The following is a 23,946-nucleotide window of genomic DNA, read 5'->3' as shown; positions in this document are numbered from 1 at the left end:
AAACCTGGACGGACGACGCTAGCGTCGACTGGATAACGCGGGGTGGAGCAGCCCGGTAGCTCGTCAGGCTCATAACCTGAAGGCCGCAGGTTCAAATCCTGCCCCCGCAACCAAATCACATCACACATACAAACAGCAACGACATCGCAAACATCCCCATCCGTGGGGCTATCTGCGTTTCTCGCCCTTCGCATAAACTTTGGCAGCCAGCCAGTACGACGAGATAAGACGTCAGCGGGGAGGCGGCTGAATCGGAGCCATGCCTGAAGACAAAAAATCCGTCATGAAACGAAGCTCTTTGTTCGAAAGCATCTTGAAAGCAGGGCTCCGAACCGTAGCCCGCTCTGAAACGGTAGAGGTAATGCAGGCGTAAAATGTGGGCGGGCGATGCGTTACCATTCCTGCATTTGCCGGGAACTCGGTGTTGCAAGGCTAGAGGATCACGCTTTCGAAATCGGATGCCGTTCTCCAGCTCTTACCGCGCCACTCAATCGATTTCCTGATGGTGCCAACGGGCACACATAGCGCGAGGAATAAGCGCAAGAAGGAAAATAGGAGAAGTTGAAATCAAGGACCAATGTTCCATCTGAGCCGACAGCTCCCAGGTCCGCTCCCTTGATTGTGTCGAGGAGATATCGTCCACCACCATATGTCTCGGTGCCTGAAGTCGCGTCCACGAAAGGCAGGAAGACGCCACCGCCATACCCCTCGATCCAGTAAAGCGTCAATTCACCACCCAATCTGGTCATGAGACCCTCGGTACGTGCGAACGAACGCATCGACAGGTCGCCATCCGCTCCAGTTGCAACTGTCATCTCTTCCGGCATTACAGGCTCAAGCCGTACCGTCAGGCGCAATGAGGGGTCATACGGAAATGTTGTCGGCCCTTTGAACGCTTGGCGTTCTGCCACTTCAATTGGCGACTGAGAATGATCGAGGAACAGAGATGTCCGCGTATCGCACCAGAGGTGCCAGGCAGCGACGACGTCCGAGCTGGAACGTATCGCGTAGTAAAGGTCGGCGATCTTCTGCCGCCAATCCCAAAGTTGTTCAGCTTCTGTCATCTGATATCCTTTCTTGTCGTCGGCTTGCCGGGGCCTGGGTCAATCCTGGCCATTTTTTCGGTACAACTGCTATATATTTCCTGCTTAAGATACCGTCGTCATGCTCCTGACGGATCCTATTGCGCCACACGACGAGTCCACAGCCAAAAGTCCCGTTCCGTCCCTTTGCGCAGGGAGACATGCGGCTTTGGATTTGTCAGGCTGACGCGGTATGAGGTGAAACAACAACCTCCGCAAAAGCTTGCAAAGCCATGGGTTCAAATCCCATCAAGGCGTGCCAGTTGATGGGGATTGGTGATGACCAATTGCCTCCAAGAGCCGAGGTGACCCGATTGGTTCTTTGGGCGTCACGTACTGCAGCGAGGAGAAAACTTGATAAAAAGCGCCGTTCTTGATGCGCCATTCCTGGGAAGTTCGGAAATTTAGTCACTCGGCCTCTCGATAAACTGCGCGCGCGAGGGCGAGGGCTCGAAAACGTCCGAAAAGTATTGTGTTTCGCGCACGACAAGCCTCTTCTGGAACTCCATAATGCTGAGGACGCAGGACGGCCTGCCGTCATAGAAGAGCGTGTATTCCGTTACCCAGAGCGTGCGGGCGCCTGAGATTCGCCGAACAGCAAACCGTTTTGTGTTCGGTTATGCGACCCGACTCGATTCAATGTTCGACCGACCACGAATACGCTCGCCCGATTGTGGGTAATCCAGCACGGCATCTTCATCGTAAATCTCGTGTTCGGTGACAAAGTCACCCGCGTCCGACGCTTTCCAATGCAGCTCTAGGGCTTCTTTTATGAGTTGTTCTTCCATCTAGCTCCTCCCGAGAGCCCGCGCTTGTAGTCTTGGTAAGCTCCCATTCATTCTGTCGCTTGATGGTCGCTTCACCGGCTGAGACAGAGTTCGCGGTAGTGTTCCACCAACCGTACCAGGTCGAAGGCCCTGTTCAGTCCGCTGGGATTTGGCAAGACCCAGACTGAGGCTCCAGCAAAAAGATCTGGCTGCCTGCCCCAATTGATCGACGCGTCGTTATTGATCGCTGCATATGCCGCCTTTCCCAGGAAGGCGAGTGTAGCAGGCGCAAATGTCCTTATCTTGTTTTCGAGGGCGGGAGCAGCACTGAGATAATCGTGCCTTTTGAGCTCACCTGCACTTTTCGTTGGCCTTGCCACAGCGGAAGTCAGGCCCAGGCCATAAGCCAGAAGTTCCCGCTCTTCGTTTGCTGCCAATTGGCGTGGCGTAAAACCGGCAAGATGGAGAACCGGCCAGAAGCGGTTGCCCCGGTGGGAAAAATTGTGCCCGTCACGCGCAGCTGAAAGCGCGGGATTTAGCCCACAGAAGATGACGGATAACCCCGGCGCGAGGATCTCTGGTGGTCCAATCACTTCCGCCGCGTCGACGGAAACAGCTTTGCCAAAACCTGCAATGGATGGCATTCCCGGGCCTCCTAGCCTGACGCATATCCCTCGGCTGCACTATACCGAAAGCTGCTTTTGACTAAGTTGCGTATCTGCGCCGCCATGGTTTCCCAAAACAGTGGCTATGCCGCTGCGATGATGACTATAGTAGCAATCACGCTCGCACGCCCGCAATCTGGCGCATCACGGGGGAGATCCCATCCTCCCGATCCAACTCGCGGGTGAGAAGCCGAAGCCAACTATAGCCGACCCATAGCGAAACCTTGTCACCGACTTCTTCGGCACGGATCTCGCCGCGAGAGGCCGCGTCCATCATGATCTTCTTCACATCGGCAGTGCGCTCGGGCAGAAACCGGTCACGTAGGGCACTCAAAGCCTCCGCAGTACCCTGCGCCTCGGCAATCAGGCCGCGCAAAGCGGCTCCGGCGGGCTGTGACGCCCAAAACCGCCATAGGCTCGTGGTGTATTGCACCAGATCCTCGACGAGGTTTCCCGTGTCAGGGATCATGACGAAAGTCGAGCGTTCCGTCGCATAGATCGCGAGAAACAGATCCGCTTTCGTCGGGTACCACCGATAAATCGTCGTTTTTCCTGCTCCGGCACGGCGTGCCACTTCATCGACGGAAAACCCGGCGTAGCCTTTCTCCGCAATAAGCTCCTTGGCTGCCGCCAGTACGGCGGCTTCAGCTTCCGGACTGCGACGAGACCCCACCGAGGTCCGCTTCTTTTGAGGGGCAGAGTGCTTTATCATCATGTTGAATGGCCTAGCTTGACTCGCGGGGGTCGATCAACACCGGGAATGCGAATATCCGCCTACCGGATATCTACCGGACTTGAGGTATGAAGCCGGGTACACCGGTCTCCACCACGCTGTTGAAGCGGATGTTGGTCTTGATCCCGTCTCGCATCTCGCGCATTGCATCTTCAGGCAGAGCCGAGATGTCAAAGTTCTCTTCAATTCGATGTGGCGTCTTTGAAGTTGTCAGAAACGCGGTGCCTCGCTGCACCGCCCAGGCCAGCGCAGCCTGTGCCGGTGTCTTGCCGACACGCGCCGCGATGGCTTTGATGACGGGATCGTCCAGCAGGTTGGGTTCCATGTTGTGACCCAGGGGCGCAAAGGCAAGCAGGACTACTCCATGCTCCTGGCAGAATTCCAGCATTTCCCATTCCGGCAGATAGGGGTGCGATTCGACCTGGACGACGGCGGGCTTGATCCGTGCGACTGCAACGATTTCCCGTAGCGTTTTCAGCGTCACATCCGATAGCCCGATCGACTTGCAGCGGCCACTGTCAACGAGACCTTCCAGCGCGCGCCATGTCTCGATCAGCGTTACGCCGGAATCGTAAATGACCTGGCCGTGCTCGTCTCTCGGGTCCTGGTCATCGCCAGCTTGAAAGGCGAAAGGGGTGTGAATGAGATAGCAATCGATGTAGTCGACCTGCAATCGGCGGCAGCTCGCCTCGAAGGCGGGTTTCACCCGTGCCGGACGGTGATTGGTGTTCCACAGCTTGGTAGTTATGAAGAGGTCTTCTCGTTGAACAATGCCTGCGGCGAACGCTTCCTGCAGCGCTTCTCCGACAACCTGTTCGTTGCGATACCTTTCCGCGCAATCGAAATGCCGAAACCCGACCTTCAGTGCCGTCAGAACGGCCTGTTTTGCCGCGACGGGATCAGGGATTAGTGTCCCAAATCCCACAGCCGGAATGGCGGTATCTCCGTTGGAAAGGCCAATTGTCCGGTGGCGAAATAAGTCGGAGTTTGTCATTTTCTATCTCCCATCTTCGAGTTCGAGGCGGTGAAACACTTTGGACAGTTCGATGTCGAGCTGGTCTGAGTAGCTGAGGTCACGAGGACAGAGTCTGGGTGGTGAGCGGATGCGCTGGCGACTTGGTCATCAGCGAGACGACCAGCAACCCCAGGATGGCGGCCAGAAACGTACACCAAAAGCCATCGATGTAAGCCTGGACGTTCGCTTCTCGCTGCACGATACCAGCCAGCAAGCCAATGCCCAACTTCGCATCGCTTGCCTGTGTGCCAGAAGATCCCGATCCGTGGCCTAACACAAGCGACATCGAACCCAGTCCGCGCGTCGGGCTCGTGACGTGGAGCCCGATGAGATAGGAGTGCAACTGCTCGCGCTGGCGTATCCAAGTCGCCATGATCGCTCCCACCGTCTCCGAACACATCAGCCGAACGACCTGCACGTAGGCGGTGAGGGCGATGACGCGCGCCGGATTGACGTTGCTGAGCAAGGTGGCAACGGCGGCAAGGAAGACGATCTCTTCGCCAAATGTCTGCAGAATGCCGATGAGCTTGAATTCCGGCAGAGACCACTGGCTGGTCAACTGCGTTCCGAGCCAGGCGGAAAGAGCAAAACAGCAAAACCCTATTATCAATGCAAAGCGCTGTTTGACTATCCGCACCAGTGCCACCGCCGTGACCGTCGCGCCGGCAAGCAGCAGGATCGCGCAAGGGCCTGAGAAGTCACCAATCTGTTCCGGGCGCAAATGCGCGACAGTCACCAGAAAGTTTGGCTTCAGCAGCGAACTTCCGAGGCTGGCGGTCATAAAACAGAAGATGGCAACAAAACCGAGAGCTATGTTTCTCGACAACAGGACGGAAACATGCGCCCAGGGATTTGCGACGCGGGACTCGTGCCACAGAAAGACGCCGGCGAGAAAAGCGGCCGCGCCAAGCATAGCGATAACGTAGCCGGATTGAAACCAATCCAGCCGGTTCCCCTGATCGAGCCCGAAGTAGAGCGTCGTCAGTGAAACGCCGAAGATCATCATGCCGCCCCAGTCGCCCCGTTTGAGAAGCGCTCGATCGATTTCGACCGGTTTTGCGCCAAACCAGAACAGCATGCCGATGATAGGCGCAACGATCGCACCCTGCCAATATATCCATTGCCAGCCTATGCTCTGAGCGTAGCTCCCGGCCGTGTAGAGGCCGAGGTTCTGCGAGAACGGGATCCGAATGACGTAGAACGCAAGTGCTACGATCCAGTACCTGCGATCGAGGTTTCGAAACGCCGTCATCATGGTCGCACCGACAAACATTCCCATCATCGCGGCCCTGATCGCATGCAGCGAAATGAGAACCTCGAAGCTCTGACAATAGGGGATGAGAATGGATGCGGTGGAGTAAACGACAGTCGGTCCAACCAACACCCTTCTGACCCCGAAGACGGCGATCATCCACCCTACGCACGGAGCAACAAGAACCTGCGGAGCCGTGGCGAAGGTCCCAAGCCAGGAACCCTCGTCGGAATTCAGGCCAAATGCGCCTCGCAGATCCGCAAGCCCGATGCCGAACATACGAAGGTCAAGAGCGGTCAAAATCGATGCCATTAACACGGCGATCGCAACAAACCCCTGTCGGGCAAGATCCTGTCGGGAAGAGACATTCTCAGCCATGACTTTCTCCTTCCCCTGTGGCGATCCGGGTTACGACCGACATGCCAGGACGGAGGCGATCATAGTTTGCCTGGTGAGGATCGAGTTCGATGCGTACCGTCAGACGTTGAACGACCTTGGTAAAATTCCCGGTGGCATTGTCCGCCGGAAGCAGTGCGAAGGTCGATCCGCTCGCCGGCGAGATTTTGGAGACCGTCCCGTGAAGGTTCTCTCCAGGCAGCATATCGACCGATATATCGACATCCTGCCCCTCCCGAACCCGAGCCAGTTGATTTTCCTTGTAGTTGGCCAGAACGTAGACTTGCGGCAGCGGCACGACGGAGATCAGGCTCGTTCCAGCTGTGACATACGCGCCGAGCTGGACATTGCGTTTTGCAACGACTCCATCAAAGGGCGCGCGGATTTCCGTATAGCCCAACTCCAGTTCGTTCGCGGCCACTTCTGCAGCGGCTAAATCGACATCCGCAATCAAGGCTTCTCGTTGCTTGGCAAGCACATCAAGCTGGGCTCTCTGCGCGTTCACCACCGCTCCGTTCATCTTCGTATTGGCGAGAGCACGCTCATGAGCTGCAGTTGCCTTCTCCAGCGTCTGAATTGAACTTGCGCGAATATCGCCAGTCAGTTTCAGCTGACGTTCCATCTCCTTGCTTGTCTGAACCTCGTCGGCAGCAGACGCTTGCTGCTGCGCKACTGCAACATCGACTTGCGCGAGCTGAAACGCACGTTGGCTATCATTGTTTTGGAGGTGTGCACGCGCCGCAGCGAGCTTGGCCTTCGATGAAAGCAATGCGATTTCATATTGCGCACGATCAATCGAGAACAGAAGGTCTCCGGCCTTGACGTGGGCATAGTCGCCAACCGCGATCGCCTGCACGGCGCCGCTTACGCGAGTACTTATCGCAGACACGTCGGCAATTATAGCGGCGTCATCTGTTGATTGAACGGCCCGGTTCGCGACCCAAGAGTCCCAGTTTGCTCCGGCAGCAACAATTGCAGTCAGTGCGATGAGGATCGCAGTGCCAGGTACGATCAACGATCTGATCGGCGAATGAACAGGAGCCACGGTATTTTCCGGGGCGCCGGAGATTAACGCTGTCACATTGCCGGACCGTGCGAGTTGCGTACCCGGGTGGTTTTCATTCAAGACGGCCATGTTCTTCACCGTTGCTCTCAATCTTAAAAAAACAGTAGGTGCACTTTATATGGACGATACGTATCGTTTCGTCAAGTTTGGTAAAAAGTGGATCGGAAATTTTTGGCGACGACGCGAGCGTTTGTGGCTCGGGCGTCATTCCCGTCAGACCAGCCGTCGATAAGATGGCAAAGAGAAATCGGGAGCCCACAGGCGCAAATTTCACGTCAAAGCATAGGAAGAAGCTGGCAGAGCGCCAGTAAGGCAGGACTTTTCAAGGCCCCAAATCTACAAGTCTCCATGCCATCAGGCCCCGCAACCAATCTTCTATATCGAGCTAACAAACAAAAAGCCCGCATGGTCAAAACCTGCGGGCCTTTCGACGTTCTCGCGCAGGGCAAAACAAGCCCCACCGACAAGGCGCAAGCCGACGAAGCGGGACAGATGCTCGCTACCGACGTAAGGAGCGGGCAAAAAGATCGATCTGCCGTAAAAACCGGCGACCAAACTAAAAGCCTAACCGAGCAGGCCATCCCCAAGAAACCAAAGCTCAACAAGTGACGTTCGGGCCGCCACATCGCGGGCTTATTACTGTCGCGGGAGGCAACCACGCCATCGTCTGAGCTACCGCAGCCTGCCACACGCCAAAATTTATCTGATCCTCGAAAAACTGTAGCTGGGCGGAATAAATCGCCAGCTCCGTTGTCTACGTCCATGAAACCGCTCTGCATAACAAGGAGCCCGCATGAACGTCTTTCCTCGAAAAACATCCCTTCCCCTAGCGGCATCGATCTTGGTGATCTTGTCCGTTTCCGCGTTTGCGGACGATGCAGTATCGCATGAACACACTACCTCCCCGGTTACCGACGAGACGCCGTTCCTGGCGGAAAACGATGCAGCCATGGTGAGGATGATGAACGACATGGCGGTCAAGCCAACAGGCGACGTCAGCAGGGATTTCGTCGAGATGATGATCCCTCACCATCAGGGCGCGATCGATATGGCGCAGACCTATCTGCGTTATGGCAGCAATGAGCAACTTAAGCGCATAGCCCAGGAAATCATCGTCGATCAGCAGCAGGAAATCGCCGCGATGCGGCTGGCTCTCGGCGATCCTCTTCCGCCTTCGGAGCCGGCACCGACACAAGTTTCCCCGCAGAACTCCCTCTCTTCTGGAGCCGGCATGTCGATGATGCCGGCTATGGATCCGAACATGAAAATGGGCAATTGAAAGGACCCCGTTATGAAGTCTAGCCTTCTCGCCCTCAGCCTTTTCGCCGGCACGATGCTGGCGCCATCAGCGAGCTTTGCCGGACAGGCGCCGAGTGCGGCCTCCGATCCGGATATCCCGATCAGCGGCAGGGATCGCGTCTATGCGGCCGAACAATTCTCCAATACGGTTTCAGTCACCGATCCATCCACCAATAAGTTGCTCGGCGTTATCCGTCTCGGCGATCCGCAGCCGGGCAATTTGAGTCCGCTCTACCGGGGACAGGTCCTGGTCCACGGCATGGGCTTTTCGCCCGATCACAAGACATTGGCTGTCGTTTCGATCGGCTCGAATTCGGTGACGTTCATCGATACGGCGACCAACGCCGTGAAGCACACCACCTATGTGGGCCGCTCGCCGCATGAGGCATTTTTTACGCCCGATGGCAACGAAGTCTGGGTCACCGTTCGCGGAGAGGATTACATTTCGGTCATCGACGCGCATACCTACAGGGAGAAGCTGCAGATCAAGGTGCCGGCCGGACCGGGCATGCAGATATTCTCGCCGGATGGAAGATACGGCTATATCTGTTCCTCGTTCAATCCGGAGACCGTCGTCGTTTCCGTCGCCGATCATCAGATCGTTGGCCACATCAAGCAGGAAAGCCCCTTTTGCCCCAACATTGCGGCGACGCCTGATGGCAAGCAGGTTTGGTTCACTCTGAAGGATATCGGCAAAACGCAGGTCTTCGACGCTGACGCGCCTTTTGATCTCATCAAGACGATCGATACCGGGCCGATCACCAATCACGTCAACATCGTTCACAACACCAATGGCGACTTTGCCTACATCACCGTTGGTGGCCTCAACCAGGTGAAGGTCTACCGGACGGATAATTTCGAACAGGTCGCGACGATCCCGGTCGGTAATCTTCCGCACGGTGTGTGGCCATCAGGCGATGGCACGCGCGTCTATGTAGGCCTCGAAAACGCCGACGCGCTCGCAGTGATCGACACGCTGACGAACAAGGTGATTGCCATGATACCGATCGGCCAGGCGCCACAGGCCGTCAACTATGTCCCAGACGCAGTCCCTGAGGGCGACGGCATGCAGAACCTCCAGCCGCTCGGTATTGCCGGCCAGGTGGCGCATCTTGCCCTGCAGGCGCCCAAGTCAAAGCAGGATGGCATTGCTCCAACCAGTGTCTCTCTTTTCGATCAAGGCCTGTCGCAGGTGTTGCAGGCGTCCGTGACGGGTCTGGAACCAAAGAAGCCCTACATTCTTGCGCTCTCCACGCGGGCCGACGGTACGGGTGATCTTCAGCCTCTGGCTTCCTTCATGACGAATCCGGCCGGCTCGGCCATCGTCAACGCGGTTGGCCCCATCCGACAAATCATCCAGAGCAGCGAGAAGGCTGAGCGCCGCTATCTCGTTGTCGCTGCGGCAGGGGATAAAGGGCCGGGTGACGTCGTCCAGATCCAAGCGAAGTAAATCCGTTCAGCCCGCCGGCTGTGATAGGGTGGCGGGCGGAAGCTTCTGAAGGTAAGCCTCTCATGAGTGACATTCTGCAGCTCGTCGAACCAATGATCCCGGCACTCCGCCGCTATGCCCGTGGACTGCTGCGGGATGCGACGGCAGCCGACGATCTCGTCCAGGATTGCCTGGAGCGGGTTATCGCCCATTGGCATCATCGCCGAAACGACGATCCGCGCACCTGGGTCTTCGCCATTCTTCACAATCTGGCGGTCAACCGGTTGAAACAGACCGCACGCCGTGGCGAACATCTGCCCTTTGAAAAGGTGGACGAAAGCGCCTTTGCCAGGCAACCGACACAGGAAGACAATCTGATACGTCGCGATGTAATTCAGGCGCTGGAGCAGCTTCCCGAGGAGCAGCGAAGCGTTCTGCTGCTGGTGTCGGTCGAGGATCTGTCCTATTCGCAAGCAGCGGAAGTCCTGTCTATTCCGATTGGCACCGTCATGTCGCGCCTGTCGCKGGCGCGTGAGCGGCTGCGTCAGATATTGGAGAATCCGGGGCAGACAGTGCAGGGGCCATCCGCCCATCTTCGGAGAGTAAAATGAGCGTAAAACCAATAACCGAGGATGATCTTCACGGCTTTGTGGACGGCGCCCTCGACGAGGTGCGTGAAGTCGAGGTTGCTGTCTACCTTGAAACCCATCCCGAAATCGCTGCGCGAATCGACAGCTACGGCAGGCAACGGCTGGATCTGCGGGCCGTGCTCAACCCGGTGGCGGAAGAACCGGTTCCAAGCCGACTGAACCTGAGCCACCTGGTGGATATGCGTAAGCAAAGCCGGCTACCCTTCTGGCGCATGGCCGCCGCCGCCGCGTTTCTTCTGATTGCTGGCGGTTCGGGTGGCTGGATGTTGCATGGCATGTACAGGCAATCGAGCGAGGGCATGGTTGCGCTGGCCGATGAAGCAGCCGACAGCTTTGCTACTTATGCGTCCGACAGGACGAGGCCGGTCGAGCTTCGCGCCGACAAGATGGTCGAGCTTGTTGACTGGGCGACCGAACGAATGGGCCGTAAGCCGGTGCTGCCGGATCTTTCCAAGTCGGGCTATCGTCTGATGGGCGGCAGGATGATCGCGACGTCTCATGGCGCCGGGTTGATGCTGATGTATGATGATGACCGGGGAACGCGTCTCGTTATGCTGACGCGGCCAATGCTCGCCGATCAGAACAAACCCATGGCGCCGCATGCGCAGGGCAATGTTGAGGGCTGGAGCTGGGCGTCCGGCGGCATGGGTTACAGCCTGGTCGGCGTCCTGCCGGCCGATACCTTGCATCCTCTCGCCGATGATATCAGGCACCAGACCGAAACCGGCGTCTGAACTCTGTCATGCCGAAAGCATGTTGCGCAAAGTGTGCAGGGTCTTGCGGTAACAACATGCATATTTAGTGCATGCGGGGACGGCGTTTCTCGCCGCCGCGCCTTCCAGGCAACCCCATCATGCCTTGAGGGATCTGTTCATCGGCAGCCAATGCCGCATTATGCTGGCGTAGACGCTCAAGCGCCACGGAAGCAAGCTCGGTATAGGGAATAGTAGCCGGATCGTCKGTATGGATATCCTGGATCGCTGCAAGGACCGTCTCGGCTTGCGTAAGGCGGCGTGTTGCGATGAGGGCGATGCCTTCCTTGTAGCGGGCCTGCACCACATGGGGCGCCTGCTCGCCGATGCGACGGAAGGTTACGGCTGCATCCTCATAGAGTTTCAGCGCCAGTTGCGTATCTCCAAGGCGAAGCGCAATCGGCAGTGGCTCGGCCGTGCGCTCCAGCAGCGACTGATAGGCGGCAAGGGCTTCGGTCAGCTTTCCCCGATCGAAGAGCAGGTTGGCAAGGCCAAATTCGGCACCGACATGGCCCGGCGAGGATTGCAGAACCTGGGCGAAGACGATCTCGGCTTTTCCCTTCTCCCCCTTTCGATACATTTCGAGTGCTTGCTCGTAGACATAGTTGACGCTGCGCGGATGCAGAACGCCGCCGAGATTGCGCCCATCGCGGGTCCTGAAGAGCGTATAGCTGATCCGTCGCTCGTCAGCGCCGAAGACATATTTGTAAGGTTCGTTTCCGCGCAGGAAATCATAGAATCGGAAGCCGCCTTCGATCGCACGGCGGATGCAATATCCATGGAGCACGAGACCGGGAGACGGCGTTTTCCAGTTCTCGTCACGACCGGTGATATAGAAAAGGATCGTCTTTTTCGGGCGGTCGATGATATTGGCGAGCGCGCCGAGCGGCTGCTCGCCGAACCAGAAGACCGGAACGTCCAGTGTGCCGTTCCTGAAGCAGTCCATCAGCATTTCGCGGGTAGAATTGATGAGCCGCTCCGTCCGTTCCGGTCCTTTGCGCTCCGTCCATCGCATGCGCCAGAAATCAAAGAGAATGGTGAGGTCGCGGTCAATGGTCTCGGGCGTTGCCATCGTGATCCGGTAGCCTTCGTCGCCGTCGAGCTTGCGCAGGAAGCGGCGCAGCTTCTGGCGCGTCTGGCTGCTCATCTTCCGCTCCAGATAGTCGTCCCAACTTGCAGGCAGAATGACCACCGGGCAGATCGTATTGTCGATATTATCATGGCCAGTTGGGACGTTGTCACGGAACATGACGAGCGGCCCCTGGAGTGCAAGGATCATCTTCTCGCGCCGTTCCGGTGGCCCGCTGAAATGCTCCAGCCGGAGATGCGTCCAGTTCTGCTGTTTGAGGTAGGCGGCAAAGCCGTCGATAGCTTTTTGTTCGTAGCCGGGCATGACGATGAGGCCGGTATAGTCGGCCGAATAATTTCCGCCCATGACGATTTCATCGTAGAAAAGCCCGCTCTGCTCATCGAGTTTCGTGAGCAATCTCAGCGGCAAAAAGGCGACATAGGGAGCATCCGGCTGCCGCTCGCGCAGCGCCAGGACGAACCAACGGCCGCGATGCCCAAGAAAGTCTCTAAGCCATGTCCAGGAGAGGAAATGTTGGGCATCCGGATCGTCCCGATAGACCTGATCCCAGTTGTCGCGAACGGCCTCGTAGCCGGCTACGGTATCAATGATATCGATGCGCATGCCCCCTCCCAATACTCCGTACGCAATTCGGGATATTTCAGTCTAATGGGGAATATCGATCTTCAAATAAACCGTCCGGGTGATTCATCGGCGCGAAATGGGATTAGTCCGCAGCCGCGCTTTCGGCCTGCAATGCTAGAGTGCCACAATCCGCGGGCTCGCATGKATGAAAGCCCAGAGCGCCTTGCTGATATTGACGATCTCGCCGATCGATTTATCCAGAAGCTCCATTTCCCGGTCATCCATCTGTTCGATCTTGCCGTAGCGGATTTCCTTGTCGTCCTCGACAAGCCGCATGAGCTGCGTGCTGGAGATCTCGCCCTTTTCGTCGAAGGAATAGATGCAGTGATTGTATTTGTTGCGCATCTTCGATTCCTTCTTCAGGCGCGACATGGCCGAGAGAACCGCCTTGCGGTCCGCAGCAGGCGTCGAAGTGAGCTTTGCGAGACGCTCGACGAGATCTATGCGCGCGCGCGTCGTATTAAGCGTCAGGAAGACCACGATCGCCGCCTCCTTCTCCACCTTGAGAAGATGGGCGATAATATAGATCAGCAGGCTTTCCGTATTCGTCCAGACATAGTTTAACCGGCCAACACTCAATAAGACATCAGACATGGCCGGCATGCTGGACTCCTCCGCTTCAACGCTAACGATACATGGACTATATCAGATCATTCCGTCAGCGCGTCGCGATTTCCTGCGCTCAGCGCTCCTTGAACGCACGCGACATGCTGTCGGCGATCGGCTTGCTCAGATACTCGAAGAAGGTGCGCTCCGAACTCTGGATCAGCACTTCAGCAGGCATGCCGGGAACCGGATGGAAGTTGTGAACGCGGGCAATTTCCGAGTCCGGGATCTGTACGCGTACGATGTACACGTCCTTCACGGACAAGCCGGAATTTTCCTCGATGGAATCGGCCGAAACATAGAAGACCTTCCCTTCCAGAACCGGCGTGGTGCGCCTGTTGAGGGCGGTCAGGCGGATTGCCGCCGTCTGCCCCTCATGAAGCTGATCGATGGAGGTACGCAATACCTGCGCCTCCAGGATCAGCGGCACATGGGCCGGCAGGATTTCCATGATCGGTTTTCCGGTGGTGATGACGCCGCCGGCGGTGTGATAGTAGGAGCGCACAACGGTACCTGTCACCGGCGAACGGATGACTGTGCGCTCCAGAACGCCGGCAGCTTCGTGCATCTGTTGACGTACGCTGTCGAGGTCGGATTCGGCGGTTTCCAGTGCATCGAGCGCTGCCTGCTTGTTGGAATTGACGGCGATGACAGCTTCCTGGCGGAACTTGGCTATTTCCGCCTCGCTCTCGTTCAGTTCGCCGTTCAGTCGTGAAATATCGCCCATCGCGTCGGCAATGGCGCGCTCGATGGCCAGAAGGTCGGTCCTGCGCATGTAGCCGACTTTGACCAGCCGTGCCTTGGAATCTCGCTCATCCGTAAGCAGTGCCAGTTGCCGTTCGAAGGACTCGCGCTGGCCCTTGTAACCTTCGAAGCGGTATTCCAGCGATTTGATGTTCTTCTCGATGAGGTTGAGCTGCTCCTCGAGCTTGACCTGCTTGCTGTGGAAGACGACGTTCTGGCTCTGGATGATGGCGTTGATGTCGGGGTCGCTCGCCTCTGCCATGACGATGTCGGGAAGCTTGAACTCGCGCGATCCCTGTGCTTCGGCCCTGAGGCGTCMGACGACTGCCTCCAGGCGCAGCCGCCTCAGCGTCAGCATTCGCTCGTTGGTCAAGGCGGCTGTTTGATCGAGAGTGACCAGGACGTCGCCCTCCTTGACGCTCTCGCCTTCGCTGACGAGCATTTCCTTGATGATGCCGCCTTCAAGGTGCTGGACGACCTTGTTGTTGCCGGTTGCCACGAAGCTGCCCTGGGCGATGATGGCGGAGGCAAGCGGCGCGGTTGCCCCCCAGTATCCGAAACCGCCGAACGAGCAGAAAAGGACAGTCAGGCCGACAAAGCTGTGCAAACGGATGGAGCGCGGCACGTCGCCATACCATTCGAGCTGCACCGGGCCGGTGGATTCCTGCTTCTTCTTTTCCATGGCCTTCATCCTTCGATACGCGGTGACTGTTGGCCAGCTCGGCCATTGCCCTTTGATATTGCCTGCAAGACTTCCATTCGCTCGCCGAACATGGCGACCGTGCCGTCCTTGAGCACCATGATCTTGTCTACGCACTGTAGAAGGGCGGGGCGTTGCGTGATCGTAACTGTCGTGATGCCCTGTTTCTTGGCGTGGATCAGCGCTTTTGCGAGAGCGGCTTCACCTTGCGTGTCGAGGTTGGAGTTGGGCTCGTCGAGCACGACGAATTTGGGATCGCCGAAGAAGGCGCGTGCGAGCGCGATGCGCTGCTTCTGGCCGCCCGAAAGCGGCGAGCCATCGGACGCGACAACGGTCTCATAGCCCTGTGGGAAGCCAGCGATCAGCTCATGCACGTCGGCAAGAACGGCGGCCTCATAGATCTGCCGGTCTTCGATGTCATCGCGCATGCGGCAGATATTGGCCTTGATCGTTCCCGGGAAGAGCTGCACGTCCTGGGGCAGATAGCCGATGCTTTCGCCGAACTGCCGCTGGTCCCAGTTGCGCAGATCCATGAGGTCGAGGCGCACATTGCCGGAGGTTGGCAGGATGGAGCCCACCAGCATTTTGCCAAGTGTCGTCTTGCCGGAACCGGAATTGCCGATGATCGCCAGCGATTCACCTTTCTTCAGCGAGAAGGAAATGCCGTTCAGGATCACCTTCTTCTGCGGCGGCGGAACGAAGAGGAGCCGTTCCACATCGAGCCTGCCTTCCGGATTGGGAAGGCGCAGGCGCGGGAAGTTGAGCGGCGAGGTGAGAAGCAGGTTCTTGATGCGGCCATAGGCAGCAGCCGATCGGTTGAATTGATGCCAGCCTTCGATTGCTCCTTCGATCGGCGCCAGCGCGCGGCCGGAAATGATCGAGGCTGCGATGACCATGCCGCCCGTCAATTCTCCAGACAGCGACAGATGTGCGCCCCAGCCGAGAAGCCCGACCTGGGTGATCATGCGGCAGGCCTTGGAAACGCCGGTGAAGATGATATTGCGGTCTTGCGCCTGGACGTGGGATTTCAGCGAGCCGGCGGTTTCCCGACCCCACATCTTCACCGCCTCGGGGATCATCGCGAGTGCGTTGATGATCTGCGAATTGCGCGACATGGAATCGAGATGGAAATTCGCGCGGCTGAGATAGCTGTTGGATTCGGCGAACTGTTTGGCCGTGAACTTCTGGTTCAGGAAGGCGATCAGAAACAGCACCGCGCAGCAGACCATGATGATGATGCCGAGATGCGGATGCACCAGATAGACCACGACCACGAACAGCGGCATCAGCGGCGCGTCGAGGAAAGCAATCAGCGTTCCTGAAGTCAAAAAGCTGCGGAGAGACTGTAGGTCCTGCAGAATCTGGTAATCCTTGCCGCTTCCATGCAGCGAGGCGCGAGCGGCGGCACTGAGGATGGGTGCACCCAGCTGGACTTCCAGTTCCACGGCAGTCCGCATCAGGATGAAGCGACGGATGGAATCCATGAAGGCCTGCAAGAGGACGGCGCCGACCACCACGATGGAAAGCATTACCAGCGTGTCGATGGAGCGGCTGGTCAGGACGCGGTCGGAAATCTGGAAGAGGTAGAGCGGGATCGCCAGCAGGAGCACATTGATCGCGATTGTGAAGACCATCACGATTGCGAGGTTGCGCCTGATGACCGCGACGCCTCTCGCAAGGCTCAAAGCGAAATTCACCGGCTCGCTGCGCTTGTGGAAGCCGTTGTTTCCGCCGCCACCACCGCCGCCGCCACCGAAATCCGGTTCCTTGCCGCCCCCACCACCGCCGCCTGCACGCAGGCGGCGCTCATTATCTTTCACCGGCCCGGTGTCGCCGTCGATCGTCTTGGCGAAAGGAATATCCGGCTTGGCCTTGAGTTCGTTGATTTCATCGGGTGCCCGCCGCGCCTCGATATTGGGCGTCGCCCAAAGTTCTTCAGCCGGCTGCGGCTTTGTTTTCGGCTCTATAGCATCGACGACGGGCAGGTCGTGGCCGGAAAGCTGCCTTTCAGATCGTTCGGTCGGCATTACGGTTTGCACGTCATCCACTTTCTCTTCAGCGACAGCCTCGACAGCCTCGACAGCCTCGACAGCCTCGACAGCCTCGACAGCCTCGACAGCCTCGACAGCCTCGACAGCCTCGACAGCCTCGACAGCCTCGACAGCCTCGACTTCGTGGGGATAGGAAGGCGCCTTGCGCGTCAGTTGGCGAAGATGGTCCACCGCATCGTCGATCGCCGAAACGCAGGCCTGCGTCAGAAAATCCTGAGGATTTGCGGCGGTCGGGGATGGTTTGTCACCACGCAGATCGAGTGCGCTGCCATTGGCAAAAATCTGTTTTGAGATTTGGTTCATCGCGGTCTCTCCCAATATACGCAGGTCACGCGACCACGGCTTGCATTACATCTGAGGGGTGAGCGGAGGACCATGAAAGGTCATGCCCGCCGTTGATGACGCCATCGCCGCTGTCCCCGCCTTGGAGGCTATCGTCGTCGAGAAAGGCGATGACTTCATTGGCAAGTCTTTCGCCTGCCGTCTCGGGCTGGCTGACATCATGGTCTATGATGCCGCCCTGGATGAGAATGGCGTCGGAATAGAGCTGACCGGCAACGTAGGTGGTGTTGCCGAAGCTGTCGTAATCGACGATCTCAGCGATATTGGCGACGGTATTGCTGCCCGTATCAATCGTGACCACAGCGTCCGGGTTGTTCTTCAGAATCGCGGCTGCAGCCAGGGTCACGTCATCGGAATCTCCGAGCACCGCGACCTGCTTGATGATCGTCATGTCGAAGAGATTGCCGGTGATGTAGAGAACATTCAGGCCGACATAGCCTTGGAAATTGGAATCGGTAGACAAGCCCTCGGGCATTGTCGGATCGCGCTCCTGGATCCCCTTCTCTGCCTGGGACATATAGTCAGGCATGGCCTCGAACCGGTCATTGGCGCCGACATTGTGGATCGCCGCGAGATTCCAGATGAGATTATTGCCGGACTGGATGGCGGCACTATCGTCGACACCATCCTCGGCGCGGGCCCAGTCATTGTCGTAAAGAAGTGAAATCTGCGTTATACTATTGATATCGTAAACATTTCCGCCAACGATCACCAGGTCGTACTGCAGGCCCATCTGGAAGTAGGATGAGAAATTCAGCGTCGTATTGCCGCCCGTCAGCACCGTCGTTTCCGACCCGCTCGTCATCACGGTCATGGTGTCGTTGTCGGTCACGAAATGATACTGCTCGATCCAGTTCACGAAGGAAACATCGCCCTCGATGACGCTGACACGCCAGGCCATCGGAAAGATCGGGTCGCCATGTGCATCGACCGTCGTCTGCGGTTGCGTCGACTGGAAACTGTCCCGTTCGAAGCTTGCAATGTTGTAGGCGGTGACGCCCGCGTTTTCGGCTGCATCAGCTGAGGAATGGAATACCGAGGAGATGCTGTCATTGTCGCTGTAGACATAGACCTGCGTGATCGCATCGACTTGGTGATAGTCACCCATGACAGCCGTCACGGAAGAGATCACAGCGGTATTGACGACGGAAGCAATGTTGGCGACGAGGTTTGCGCCCGCGGTGACCTCCAGGCTGCTTCCAGCCGGGTCATGCTGTTCGACGGATGTCTGGGTTTCGTCGGGTTCCTCAGCCAACTTGGCTAGGCCCCGGTCCGGCAGCAGGTCGTCGAGAACAGGAATTTCGGAAGCGAGCTTGCCGTTTATATAGGGTCCGGCGGTGATCTCGTCACCGGTCAGCACGAAATCATGGACCTGATCATTTGGATTGTCTGCCGGCGGTTCGTCCGTTCCGAGCGATGTCTGGCCGGAATCCTTTATCTCCTGGATATAGGTTTCCATATCCCCGGCGATCTGCTTGACGCCCTCGAGCGTGTCCGTCCGCTGCAAGTTGGCAAACGGAGAGAAAATCTCGGCCTCGGCGCTGAATTCCGTCAGTTTTTCGACGACGAAACTCGTATCGCGCGGGGCGTGATTGCCACCGGTCATATCGAGGTAATCGTCGTCGTAGAGAACGTTGACCTGTGTGGTGAAGCGGATTGCCGAGCCGGGCCCGTCGAAAACCTGCAGCTCTTCTTCGGTTTCGATACCGATGTCGATGTCTTGTGGGCTGCCGAACCGGGGCAGCGATACGTCGCGGTGGGCGATCTCGGAGAGCTTTTCGATGCTTTCCTCAAAGGGGCGGCCGAACCGGCGGGCGCCGCCATAAACGATCTCATAGCTGACGCTTCTGTAGTTGACATCAGGATCGTAGTCCTGGAGCGCGAGATCGGAGGCGAAAGTGGGCGTGTTGGCGACCAGATCGTCAAGCGCCGGATTATTTTCGGCAGGGCCTCTACCCTCCGCCAGCTCCGCGCGCAGCCTCATCTCTTCGGTCGTCGTTTCGAATATGCCGACGAAATGGGCGATGATTTCCGAGAATTTCTCAATTTGCATTGCCTTGGCCCTCCCCTTCGAAAAGACAACCGGCCATGCGGCATCCTTCTGCGGGGGCCGCGCTGTTCGTCAATTCGCACGCAAGCATTCAAACTGCACCGACCGAAGCCGGTGCAGCCCTTTCTTGGTCTTGGAGGTTAGTGTCCGCTGGTATCTTCGCCGACATCGGAGACGTGCGAGTTGCCGCCGATGACACTGGAGTCCACAGCATTGCTGAGCATGTTCGCGCCCTGAACGAGCTCCAGATGGAAGCCCGAGTTGGCGAGAATTGCGGAAGCATCTGCCGTCGATGTACCTGCGACGTCGTCGCCTGCCTTGAGGTCCCAGCCTTTGCCGTCCATATCGACGCCGTCAGCACCATGGGCGGTGCCAGCGTTTGCATTCAAGTGGTTCTGAGCATCGTTGTTGTTCTGCGCAACGTTCCAGGCGTGATCCTGGTCCGCCAGATGGTTCGCCTGGACAGTGTTGAAGACTGAGTCGGCGCCTCCGCCGGCCAGCGAACCGTTGAGGATGTTGTCGATATCGAGAGTGAAGGAGAAGTCGTCCCCGATGTCGAAGGTGAGGTCATGACCGGCAACGCCGAGGTTTCCGAAGTCCTTGACATCGTCAATGACGGCGAAATCCGTGTCCGTCTTGTTGAAGCTGTCGCTGGTGTTGTGGCTGTTGCTGGTCGATTCCGTCCTTGTGTCGTTATCGCTAACCGTCTTGATGTCGGTGTCGATATCCGTTTTCGTGGTTGTGGTCGTGTCGTTATCGTTGATCGTCTTGGTGTCGTCGTCGCTGTAGGATTTKGAATCGTAGCTCCAGTCGTAGTCCGACTTCGTGGTTGTTGTCGTATCGTTGTCGTTGATATTGGTGGTCTTGATATTGGTATCGTCGTCCGACTTGTAGCTCCAGTCGTATTCGTTGTCGCGGTTGTCGCCGTTGTCAGTCTTCACATCGACATCGACGTTGGCCTTGACATCAACATCTGTGCTGTTGTCGGTGTTGTTGCGATTGTCGCCGTTGGCGATGCCGCCGACGTAACCCGTAGAATCGTCATCGATTTCGGTCGAGTTGATAGCGCTGGAAAGGCCGTCGGCCAAGGCACCCACCTTAACGGTGTCGTCGTCGGAGCCCTGTGGACCGGGCTTGGGATCATAAGGCATTTCAGTTTTCCTCCAGAAAAAAAACTGGAGCAGCTTTCGAAGTCCCTCTCATCTCAAATGGGATCTTTGCTCGCGCTTGCTCCAATGCGTTAATATCGGCAGATGGACTCGGTACCTTTTCACCTGCAGCTTCATAGTGATTTGTTGGCCAAATTCTGTATTGGGATTGTGCCTATGCAGTACAAAGACGCACAAATCCGGTCCCGGACTCGATATGAGCGCGAGCAAGGCAGTCGAACTTCTTTTTGAGTTCCCTCGAAAGAAGACCAAGTATCAAAAACACATGCCGATACTCGGTTTTCACGTCGCCGCTTTGGCGACCATCACAGACTGATGGAAAAAAGTGGGTCCCGATAGATATCAATTCGGGCTAAGGTAGTTGAAAGCCGGTTCAATACTCTGGTTAAGCCTGTGCCGGGCGGCAGGCCCGGAAACCTGTGTATGAATTCGGGACGGCGTCCCATACCTCGGAATCCGCCGGATTCGACTGATTGCGGTATCGCGAAGTTAAGCCCGAAAGGTTCTCCGTCTTATTTTGAAATATCGTCTGCCCTTTACCGCTTTGCTTTCGTATGTCTCGAACTAATACATGGTGCTTTATACCGTGATCTAGTTGAAATACCGCCCACCAGTATGTTTCTTGTCCGAAATGCAACCATAAAGTGGCAAAAAATAAATATAACTTCGCGACAACTAACCCATTTGGGCCATTTCTTTCCTTTGAAATCCATATTACCATAATTAAGAAATGCCTAAAAGATAAGGCGGCCACATGCCTAGGGGCAATGTTCGTCGGCATGTAATACCCGCCATCGCGCCAATGGGAGTAGAAGCTCCGTGTTTGAGTATAGTGTAGCGCTAGGGGAGGCGTATATGTTCATGGTTGGGTCGGAAGTAGGAGATTCGGATCAGGCAAGAAGACTGGGTCCGAATGGAGAAACAGTCCTGGTAATCGCCAAGGCGGACTTGTTCTCCGAGTGCATGGTTGAGGCACTGGCGAAGAAATTCCCGAATTTCGATGTTGTAAGCGTACCGAGCGCGCAGTCCATATCCGAGAAGGATATTCACGACATGCGGCTTGTCCTGTTCTATCATGTCGCCGGCGCCGAGTTGCATGATGCGATGCAGACCGTTCGTGAAAACCGTCCGGATGCATCGATAGGCCTCGTCGTCGAAGCTATCGACATGATGGAGCCCTATATCAGTCGCCTCGTCGAGGCGCGCGTCATCGATGGCGTCCTGCCGCTCAATCTGCGTCTGGATGTCTTCATGGCGGCGATCGATCTGCTGATGAAGGGCGGGGAGCATTTTCCATCCGCGCTTCTCGGTCGTTTGTCCAACCGGGCGACGGCACAGCTCGAGCCCTCGCTGTACCAGACGAAGTCGGTCGACGCGGCGCGCGCCAATGCGCTGAAGCTTCGCCGCAACAGCATGGCGACTCTGACCACGCGCGAGGTGCAGATTCTCGACCTCATCTGCAAGGGCACCCAGAACAAGATCATCGCTGACAAGCTTCACCTGTCCGAAAACACGGTGAAGGTCCATGTTCGCAATATCTATAAGAAGATGAATGTGAGAAATCGCACGGAAGCGGCCTCACGTTTCTTCAACGATACTTCGGACAACGGCGATCTCTCCGGCAAGTGGCCGCACTAGGTCATCAATCCATCCGGGACGAGCGGGCAAAGCAGCGCGATTTCTGGCCGAAACCGCTCGGCGAGCAGATGTAAGGGGCAGAGCCGGGATAGACCGCGGCGCCGACACTAGTCGGGGCGGTCTTCGCTCCGGCAGCATAGGCGAAGTCCTTCGCGGCATGTGGCACACTTGCCACCACGACATTCTTCTCCGTGCTTCCTACGATCGCCGTGTCGACGACCGCACATGACAGCGGTCCGACGGCCGAGAAAACAATGGTCACAGCCAAAGCCAGAGAGCTGAAACTGCATGTCGCTCTGCCATGCATGCGATCACGAGCCTTCATTGAAGGACCCCCTCTATCATCAGGGCAGTAGCGACGCGCCCCTGCACACCCAGTGTCTGGCCACTCCTTATATTAGCTTCATTGATTGAAGCTGGAGCGGCCGGACGGAAAGCGACCGCATCGACCTGAAAATCGGAATCGATTTTTCGGAAGGCCCGATGCGTAGATTMAACGAGTTGGAGCGTTCTTTGTGCGTCCGAATGAACGCACGGCGCTCTAAATACCTTAATCCTTAAGAGGGATTAATCAAGCGAATTCGGGCATTTAATACTGTAGCTATTTAGAATTGCGCCCGTGTTTTGAAGTTGACCTTCAATAATATTCTCTTATCGTTTTAGACGCTTATACAATTGTCCGAAGAATAACCAAGTTTGTTATTCCATCGATGCTACTTTATGTTGAGGCTATCGAAGCGGATGAGGGAGAGCTGAAAGTATAGAAGGGTCTAAAGACCCCACGACATGGGAAGGAGTTTGTAGTGCGTAGTTTCATTCCCACCGAAGGCCATTCAGAATCTGTACCCTCATCGCCACGACAGCGGTCAAAAACCGTGCTGGTCAACGGAGGCGCTGGTTTTCTGGGTTCCCACCTTTGCACGCGGCTTCTCGAGCGCGGCCATCAGGTCATCTGTCTCGACAATTTCTACACGGGCCGCCGCGCCAATATCGAGCCTCTGCTGCGGCATTCCCGTTTCCGGCTTCTGGAACATGATGTTCGCCAGCCCTACGATGTCGAAGCTTCCGTCATCTTCAACTTCGCTTCGCCGGCATCGCCGCCGGATTATCAGCGCGATCCCGTCGGCACCTTGCTGACCAACGTGCTTGGAGCCGTCAATACGCTGGATGCGGCACGCCGCGGCGGTGCAACGGTCGTCCAGTCCTCGACCTCGGAAGTCTACGGGGATCCGCATCAGAGTCCGCAGCGCGAAACCTATTTCGGCAACGTCAACCCGATCGGCCCGCGCGGCTGCTACGACGAGGGCAAGCGGTCTGCCGAAACCCTGTTCTTCGATTATCACCGAAAGTATGGCGTCGATATCAAGGTTGGCCGGATCTTCAATACCTACGGCCCGCGAATGCGCCCGGATGACGGACGGGTCGTGTCCAACTTCATCGTCCAGGCGCTCTCCAACACCGACATAACGATTTATGGTGATGGTCGGCAGACCCGTTCCTTCTGCTATGTCGACGATCTCGTCGATGGTTTTCTGCGTTTCGCCGATACCGATCCGAGCTGCGTCGGCCCGATCAATCTTGGCAACCCGGCGGAGATCACCGTGCGGGATCTTGCCGAAATCGTTCTCGATCTGACCAATTCACACTCGCGCATCATTTACCTGCCGGCCGTCGCGGATGATCCGCAGCAGCGTCGGCCGGATATTTCCCGAGCCAGGGAAGAGCTGAACTGGTGGCCGACGACGGAGCTGAAGACCGGGCTKAAGCGCACGATAGCCTATTTCGATGCACTGCTGACCCGCAAGGAAGTGGCGGAGGCCGTATGA

The 23,946-nt window shown here is 57.1% G+C and carries 21 protein-coding genes, 1 tRNA gene and 1 pseudogene; 8 read left to right on the top strand and 15 right to left on the bottom strand.

Annotated features, from left to right (window positions below):
* The first annotated feature begins 36 nt into the window (after positions 1–36).
* Positions 37–113 (top strand) — tRNA-Met (locus tag AC1DNW_RS31390).
* A 327-nt stretch (positions 114–440) separates the two neighbouring features.
* Here the strand turns inward: AC1DNW_RS31390 and AC1DNW_RS31385 are convergent.
* The 8 genes and pseudogenes from AC1DNW_RS31385 to AC1DNW_RS31350 all read right to left on the bottom strand — a co-directional run bounded on the left by AC1DNW_RS31385 (position 441) and on the right by AC1DNW_RS31350 (position 7,045).
* A complete protein-coding gene (locus tag AC1DNW_RS31385) occupies positions 441–1,064 on the bottom strand; it encodes a DUF1684 domain-containing protein (protein ID WP_113311415.1) in 624 nt (207 codons plus the stop codon).
* 196 nt (positions 1,065–1,260) lie between these two features.
* Positions 1,261–1,494 (bottom strand): hypothetical protein, encoded by a 234-nt coding sequence (locus tag AC1DNW_RS31380; RefSeq protein ID WP_162748618.1) that lies wholly within the window; start codon positions 1,492–1,494, stop codon positions 1,261–1,263.
* Positions 1,487–1,870, bottom strand: a pseudogene (locus tag AC1DNW_RS31375) (nuclear transport factor 2 family protein). The gene AC1DNW_RS31380 and the pseudogene AC1DNW_RS31375 overlap by 8 nt, the downstream one beginning before the upstream one ends.
* 71 nt (positions 1,871–1,941) lie before the next feature.
* The gene (mug, locus tag AC1DNW_RS31370; RefSeq protein ID WP_113298029.1) at positions 1,942–2,493 is read right to left on the bottom strand and encodes a G/U mismatch-specific DNA glycosylase; all 552 of its coding nucleotides are present in this window, start codon (positions 2,491–2,493) and stop codon (positions 1,942–1,944) included.
* Positions 2,494–2,629: 136 nt separating this feature from the next.
* The gene (locus AC1DNW_RS31365) at positions 2,630–3,187 is read right to left on the bottom strand and encodes a TetR/AcrR family transcriptional regulator (RefSeq protein ID WP_477855365.1); all 558 of its coding nucleotides are present in this window, start codon (positions 3,185–3,187) and stop codon (positions 2,630–2,632) included.
* 112 nt (positions 3,188–3,299) lie between these two features.
* Positions 3,300–4,241, bottom strand: a complete 942-nt coding sequence (locus tag AC1DNW_RS31360; RefSeq protein WP_113311413.1) for an aldo/keto reductase — start codon at positions 4,239–4,241, stop codon at positions 3,300–3,302.
* Between the two features lie 79 nt (positions 4,242–4,320).
* Positions 4,321–5,892 carry an MFS transporter gene (locus AC1DNW_RS31355; RefSeq protein WP_113311412.1) on the bottom strand — a complete coding sequence of 524 codons (1,572 nt, stop codon included), beginning with the start codon at positions 5,890–5,892 and terminating at the stop codon, positions 4,321–4,323.
* Positions 5,885–7,045, bottom strand: a complete 1,161-nt coding sequence (locus AC1DNW_RS31350; protein WP_113311416.1) for an HlyD family secretion protein — start codon at positions 7,043–7,045, stop codon at positions 5,885–5,887. The genes AC1DNW_RS31355 and AC1DNW_RS31350 overlap by 8 nt, the downstream gene beginning before the upstream one ends.
* Before the next feature lie 336 nt (positions 7,046–7,381).
* Between AC1DNW_RS31350 and AC1DNW_RS31345 the strand changes: the two genes are divergently transcribed.
* From AC1DNW_RS31345 to AC1DNW_RS31325, 5 genes are all read left to right on the top strand, one after another.
* Positions 7,382–7,585, top strand: coding sequence for a hypothetical protein (locus tag AC1DNW_RS31345; RefSeq protein ID WP_113311411.1), 204 nt, complete (start codon positions 7,382–7,384; stop codon positions 7,583–7,585).
* Positions 7,586–7,769: 184 nt separating this feature from the next.
* On the top strand, positions 7,770–8,255 hold the full coding sequence (locus AC1DNW_RS31340) for a DUF305 domain-containing protein (RefSeq protein WP_113311410.1): 486 nt from the start codon (positions 7,770–7,772) through the stop codon (positions 8,253–8,255).
* A 12-nt stretch (positions 8,256–8,267) separates the two neighbouring features.
* On the top strand, positions 8,268–9,725 hold the full coding sequence (locus AC1DNW_RS31335) for a YncE family protein (protein WP_113311409.1): 1,458 nt from the start codon (positions 8,268–8,270) through the stop codon (positions 9,723–9,725).
* Positions 9,726–9,787: 62 nt separating this feature from the next.
* Positions 9,788–10,315, top strand: coding sequence for an RNA polymerase sigma factor (locus AC1DNW_RS31330; RefSeq protein WP_477855364.1), 528 nt, complete (start codon positions 9,788–9,790; stop codon positions 10,313–10,315).
* On the top strand, positions 10,312–11,088 hold the full coding sequence (locus AC1DNW_RS31325) for an anti-sigma factor family protein (RefSeq protein WP_113311407.1): 777 nt from the start codon (positions 10,312–10,314) through the stop codon (positions 11,086–11,088). Before AC1DNW_RS31330 ends, AC1DNW_RS31325 begins: the two co-directional genes overlap by 4 nt.
* A 64-nt stretch (positions 11,089–11,152) precedes the next feature.
* Here the strand turns inward: AC1DNW_RS31325 and AC1DNW_RS31320 are convergent, their stop codons facing one another.
* The 6 genes from AC1DNW_RS31320 to AC1DNW_RS31295 all read right to left on the bottom strand — a co-directional run bounded on the left by AC1DNW_RS31320 (position 11,153) and on the right by AC1DNW_RS31295 (position 20,464).
* The gene (locus AC1DNW_RS31320; RefSeq protein ID WP_113311406.1) at positions 11,153–12,799 is read right to left on the bottom strand and encodes a GNAT family N-acetyltransferase; all 1,647 of its coding nucleotides are present in this window, start codon (positions 12,797–12,799) and stop codon (positions 11,153–11,155) included.
* Between the two features lie 135 nt (positions 12,800–12,934).
* Positions 12,935–13,423 carry a hypothetical protein gene (locus AC1DNW_RS31315; protein WP_113298038.1) on the bottom strand — a complete coding sequence of 163 codons (489 nt, stop codon included), beginning with the start codon at positions 13,421–13,423 and terminating at the stop codon, positions 12,935–12,937.
* Positions 13,424–13,502: 79 nt separating this feature from the next.
* Complete coding sequence (locus AC1DNW_RS31310) at positions 13,503–14,852, bottom strand: HlyD family type I secretion periplasmic adaptor subunit (protein ID WP_477855363.1); 1,350 nt, start codon at positions 14,850–14,852, stop codon at positions 13,503–13,505.
* A gap of 5 nt (positions 14,853–14,857) precedes the next feature.
* On the bottom strand, positions 14,858–17,224 hold the full coding sequence (locus AC1DNW_RS31305; protein ID WP_477855362.1) for a type I secretion system permease/ATPase: 2,367 nt from the start codon (positions 17,222–17,224) through the stop codon (positions 14,858–14,860).
* 25 nt (positions 17,225–17,249) lie between these two features.
* Positions 17,250–19,316 carry a hypothetical protein gene (locus AC1DNW_RS31300; RefSeq protein WP_113507270.1) on the bottom strand — a complete coding sequence of 689 codons (2,067 nt, stop codon included), beginning with the start codon at positions 19,314–19,316 and terminating at the stop codon, positions 17,250–17,252.
* A gap of 137 nt (positions 19,317–19,453) precedes the next feature.
* Positions 19,454–20,464, bottom strand: a complete 1,011-nt coding sequence (locus AC1DNW_RS31295; protein WP_113307145.1) for an MSCRAMM family protein — start codon at positions 20,462–20,464, stop codon at positions 19,454–19,456.
* An 873-nt stretch (positions 20,465–21,337) separates the two neighbouring features.
* Between AC1DNW_RS31295 and AC1DNW_RS31290 the strand changes: the two genes are divergently transcribed.
* Complete coding sequence (locus AC1DNW_RS31290) at positions 21,338–22,120, top strand: response regulator transcription factor (protein ID WP_113298043.1); 783 nt, start codon at positions 21,338–21,340, stop codon at positions 22,118–22,120.
* A 4-nt stretch (positions 22,121–22,124) separates the two neighbouring features.
* Here the strand turns inward: AC1DNW_RS31290 and AC1DNW_RS31285 are convergent, their stop codons facing one another.
* Positions 22,125–22,382, bottom strand: coding sequence for a hypothetical protein (locus AC1DNW_RS31285; protein WP_477855361.1), 258 nt, complete (start codon positions 22,380–22,382; stop codon positions 22,125–22,127).
* 541 nt (positions 22,383–22,923) lie between these two features.
* Between AC1DNW_RS31285 and AC1DNW_RS31280 the strand changes: the two genes are divergently transcribed.
* The gene (locus AC1DNW_RS31280) at positions 22,924–23,946 is read left to right on the top strand and encodes a UDP-glucuronic acid decarboxylase family protein (protein ID WP_113307147.1); all 1,023 of its coding nucleotides are present in this window, start codon (positions 22,924–22,926) and stop codon (positions 23,944–23,946) included.

The sequence above is a fragment of the Rhizobium sp. 05L429 genome, assembly GCF_056397645.1.
This window is presented reverse-complemented; position numbering and strand designations above follow the sequence as displayed.

Bases quoted from the DNA above. Each gene is read 5' to 3' on its own strand.
- AC1DNW_RS31355 (WP_113311412.1), bottom strand. From the start codon at position 5,892: ATGGCTGAGAATGTCTCTTCCCGACAGGATCTTGCCCGACAGGGGTTT.
- AC1DNW_RS31305 (WP_477855362.1), bottom strand. From the start codon at position 17,224: ATGAACCAAATCTCAAAACAGATTTTTGCCAATGGCAGCGCACTCGAT.
- AC1DNW_RS31335 (WP_113311409.1), top strand. From the start codon at position 8,268: ATGAAGTCTAGCCTTCTCGCCCTCAGCCTTTTCGCCGGCACGATGCTG.
- AC1DNW_RS31290 (WP_113298043.1), top strand. From the start codon at position 21,338: ATGTTCATGGTTGGGTCGGAAGTAGGAGATTCGGATCAGGCAAGAAGA.
- AC1DNW_RS31345 (WP_113311411.1), top strand. From the start codon at position 7,382: ATGGTCAAAACCTGCGGGCCTTTCGACGTTCTCGCGCAGGGCAAAACA.
- AC1DNW_RS31325 (WP_113311407.1), top strand. From the start codon at position 10,312: ATGAGCGTAAAACCAATAACCGAGGATGATCTTCACGGCTTTGTGGAC.
- AC1DNW_RS31340 (WP_113311410.1), top strand. From the start codon at position 7,770: ATGAACGTCTTTCCTCGAAAAACATCCCTTCCCCTAGCGGCATCGATC.
- mug (WP_113298029.1), bottom strand. From the start codon at position 2,493: ATGCCATCCATTGCAGGTTTTGGCAAAGCTGTTTCCGTCGACGCGGCG.
- AC1DNW_RS31360 (WP_113311413.1), bottom strand. From the start codon at position 4,241: ATGACAAACTCCGACTTATTTCGCCACCGGACAATTGGCCTTTCCAAC.
- AC1DNW_RS31385 (WP_113311415.1), bottom strand. From the start codon at position 1,064: ATGACAGAAGCTGAACAACTTTGGGATTGGCGGCAGAAGATCGCCGAC.
- AC1DNW_RS31300 (WP_113507270.1), bottom strand. From the start codon at position 19,316: ATGCAAATTGAGAAATTCTCGGAAATCATCGCCCATTTCGTCGGCATA.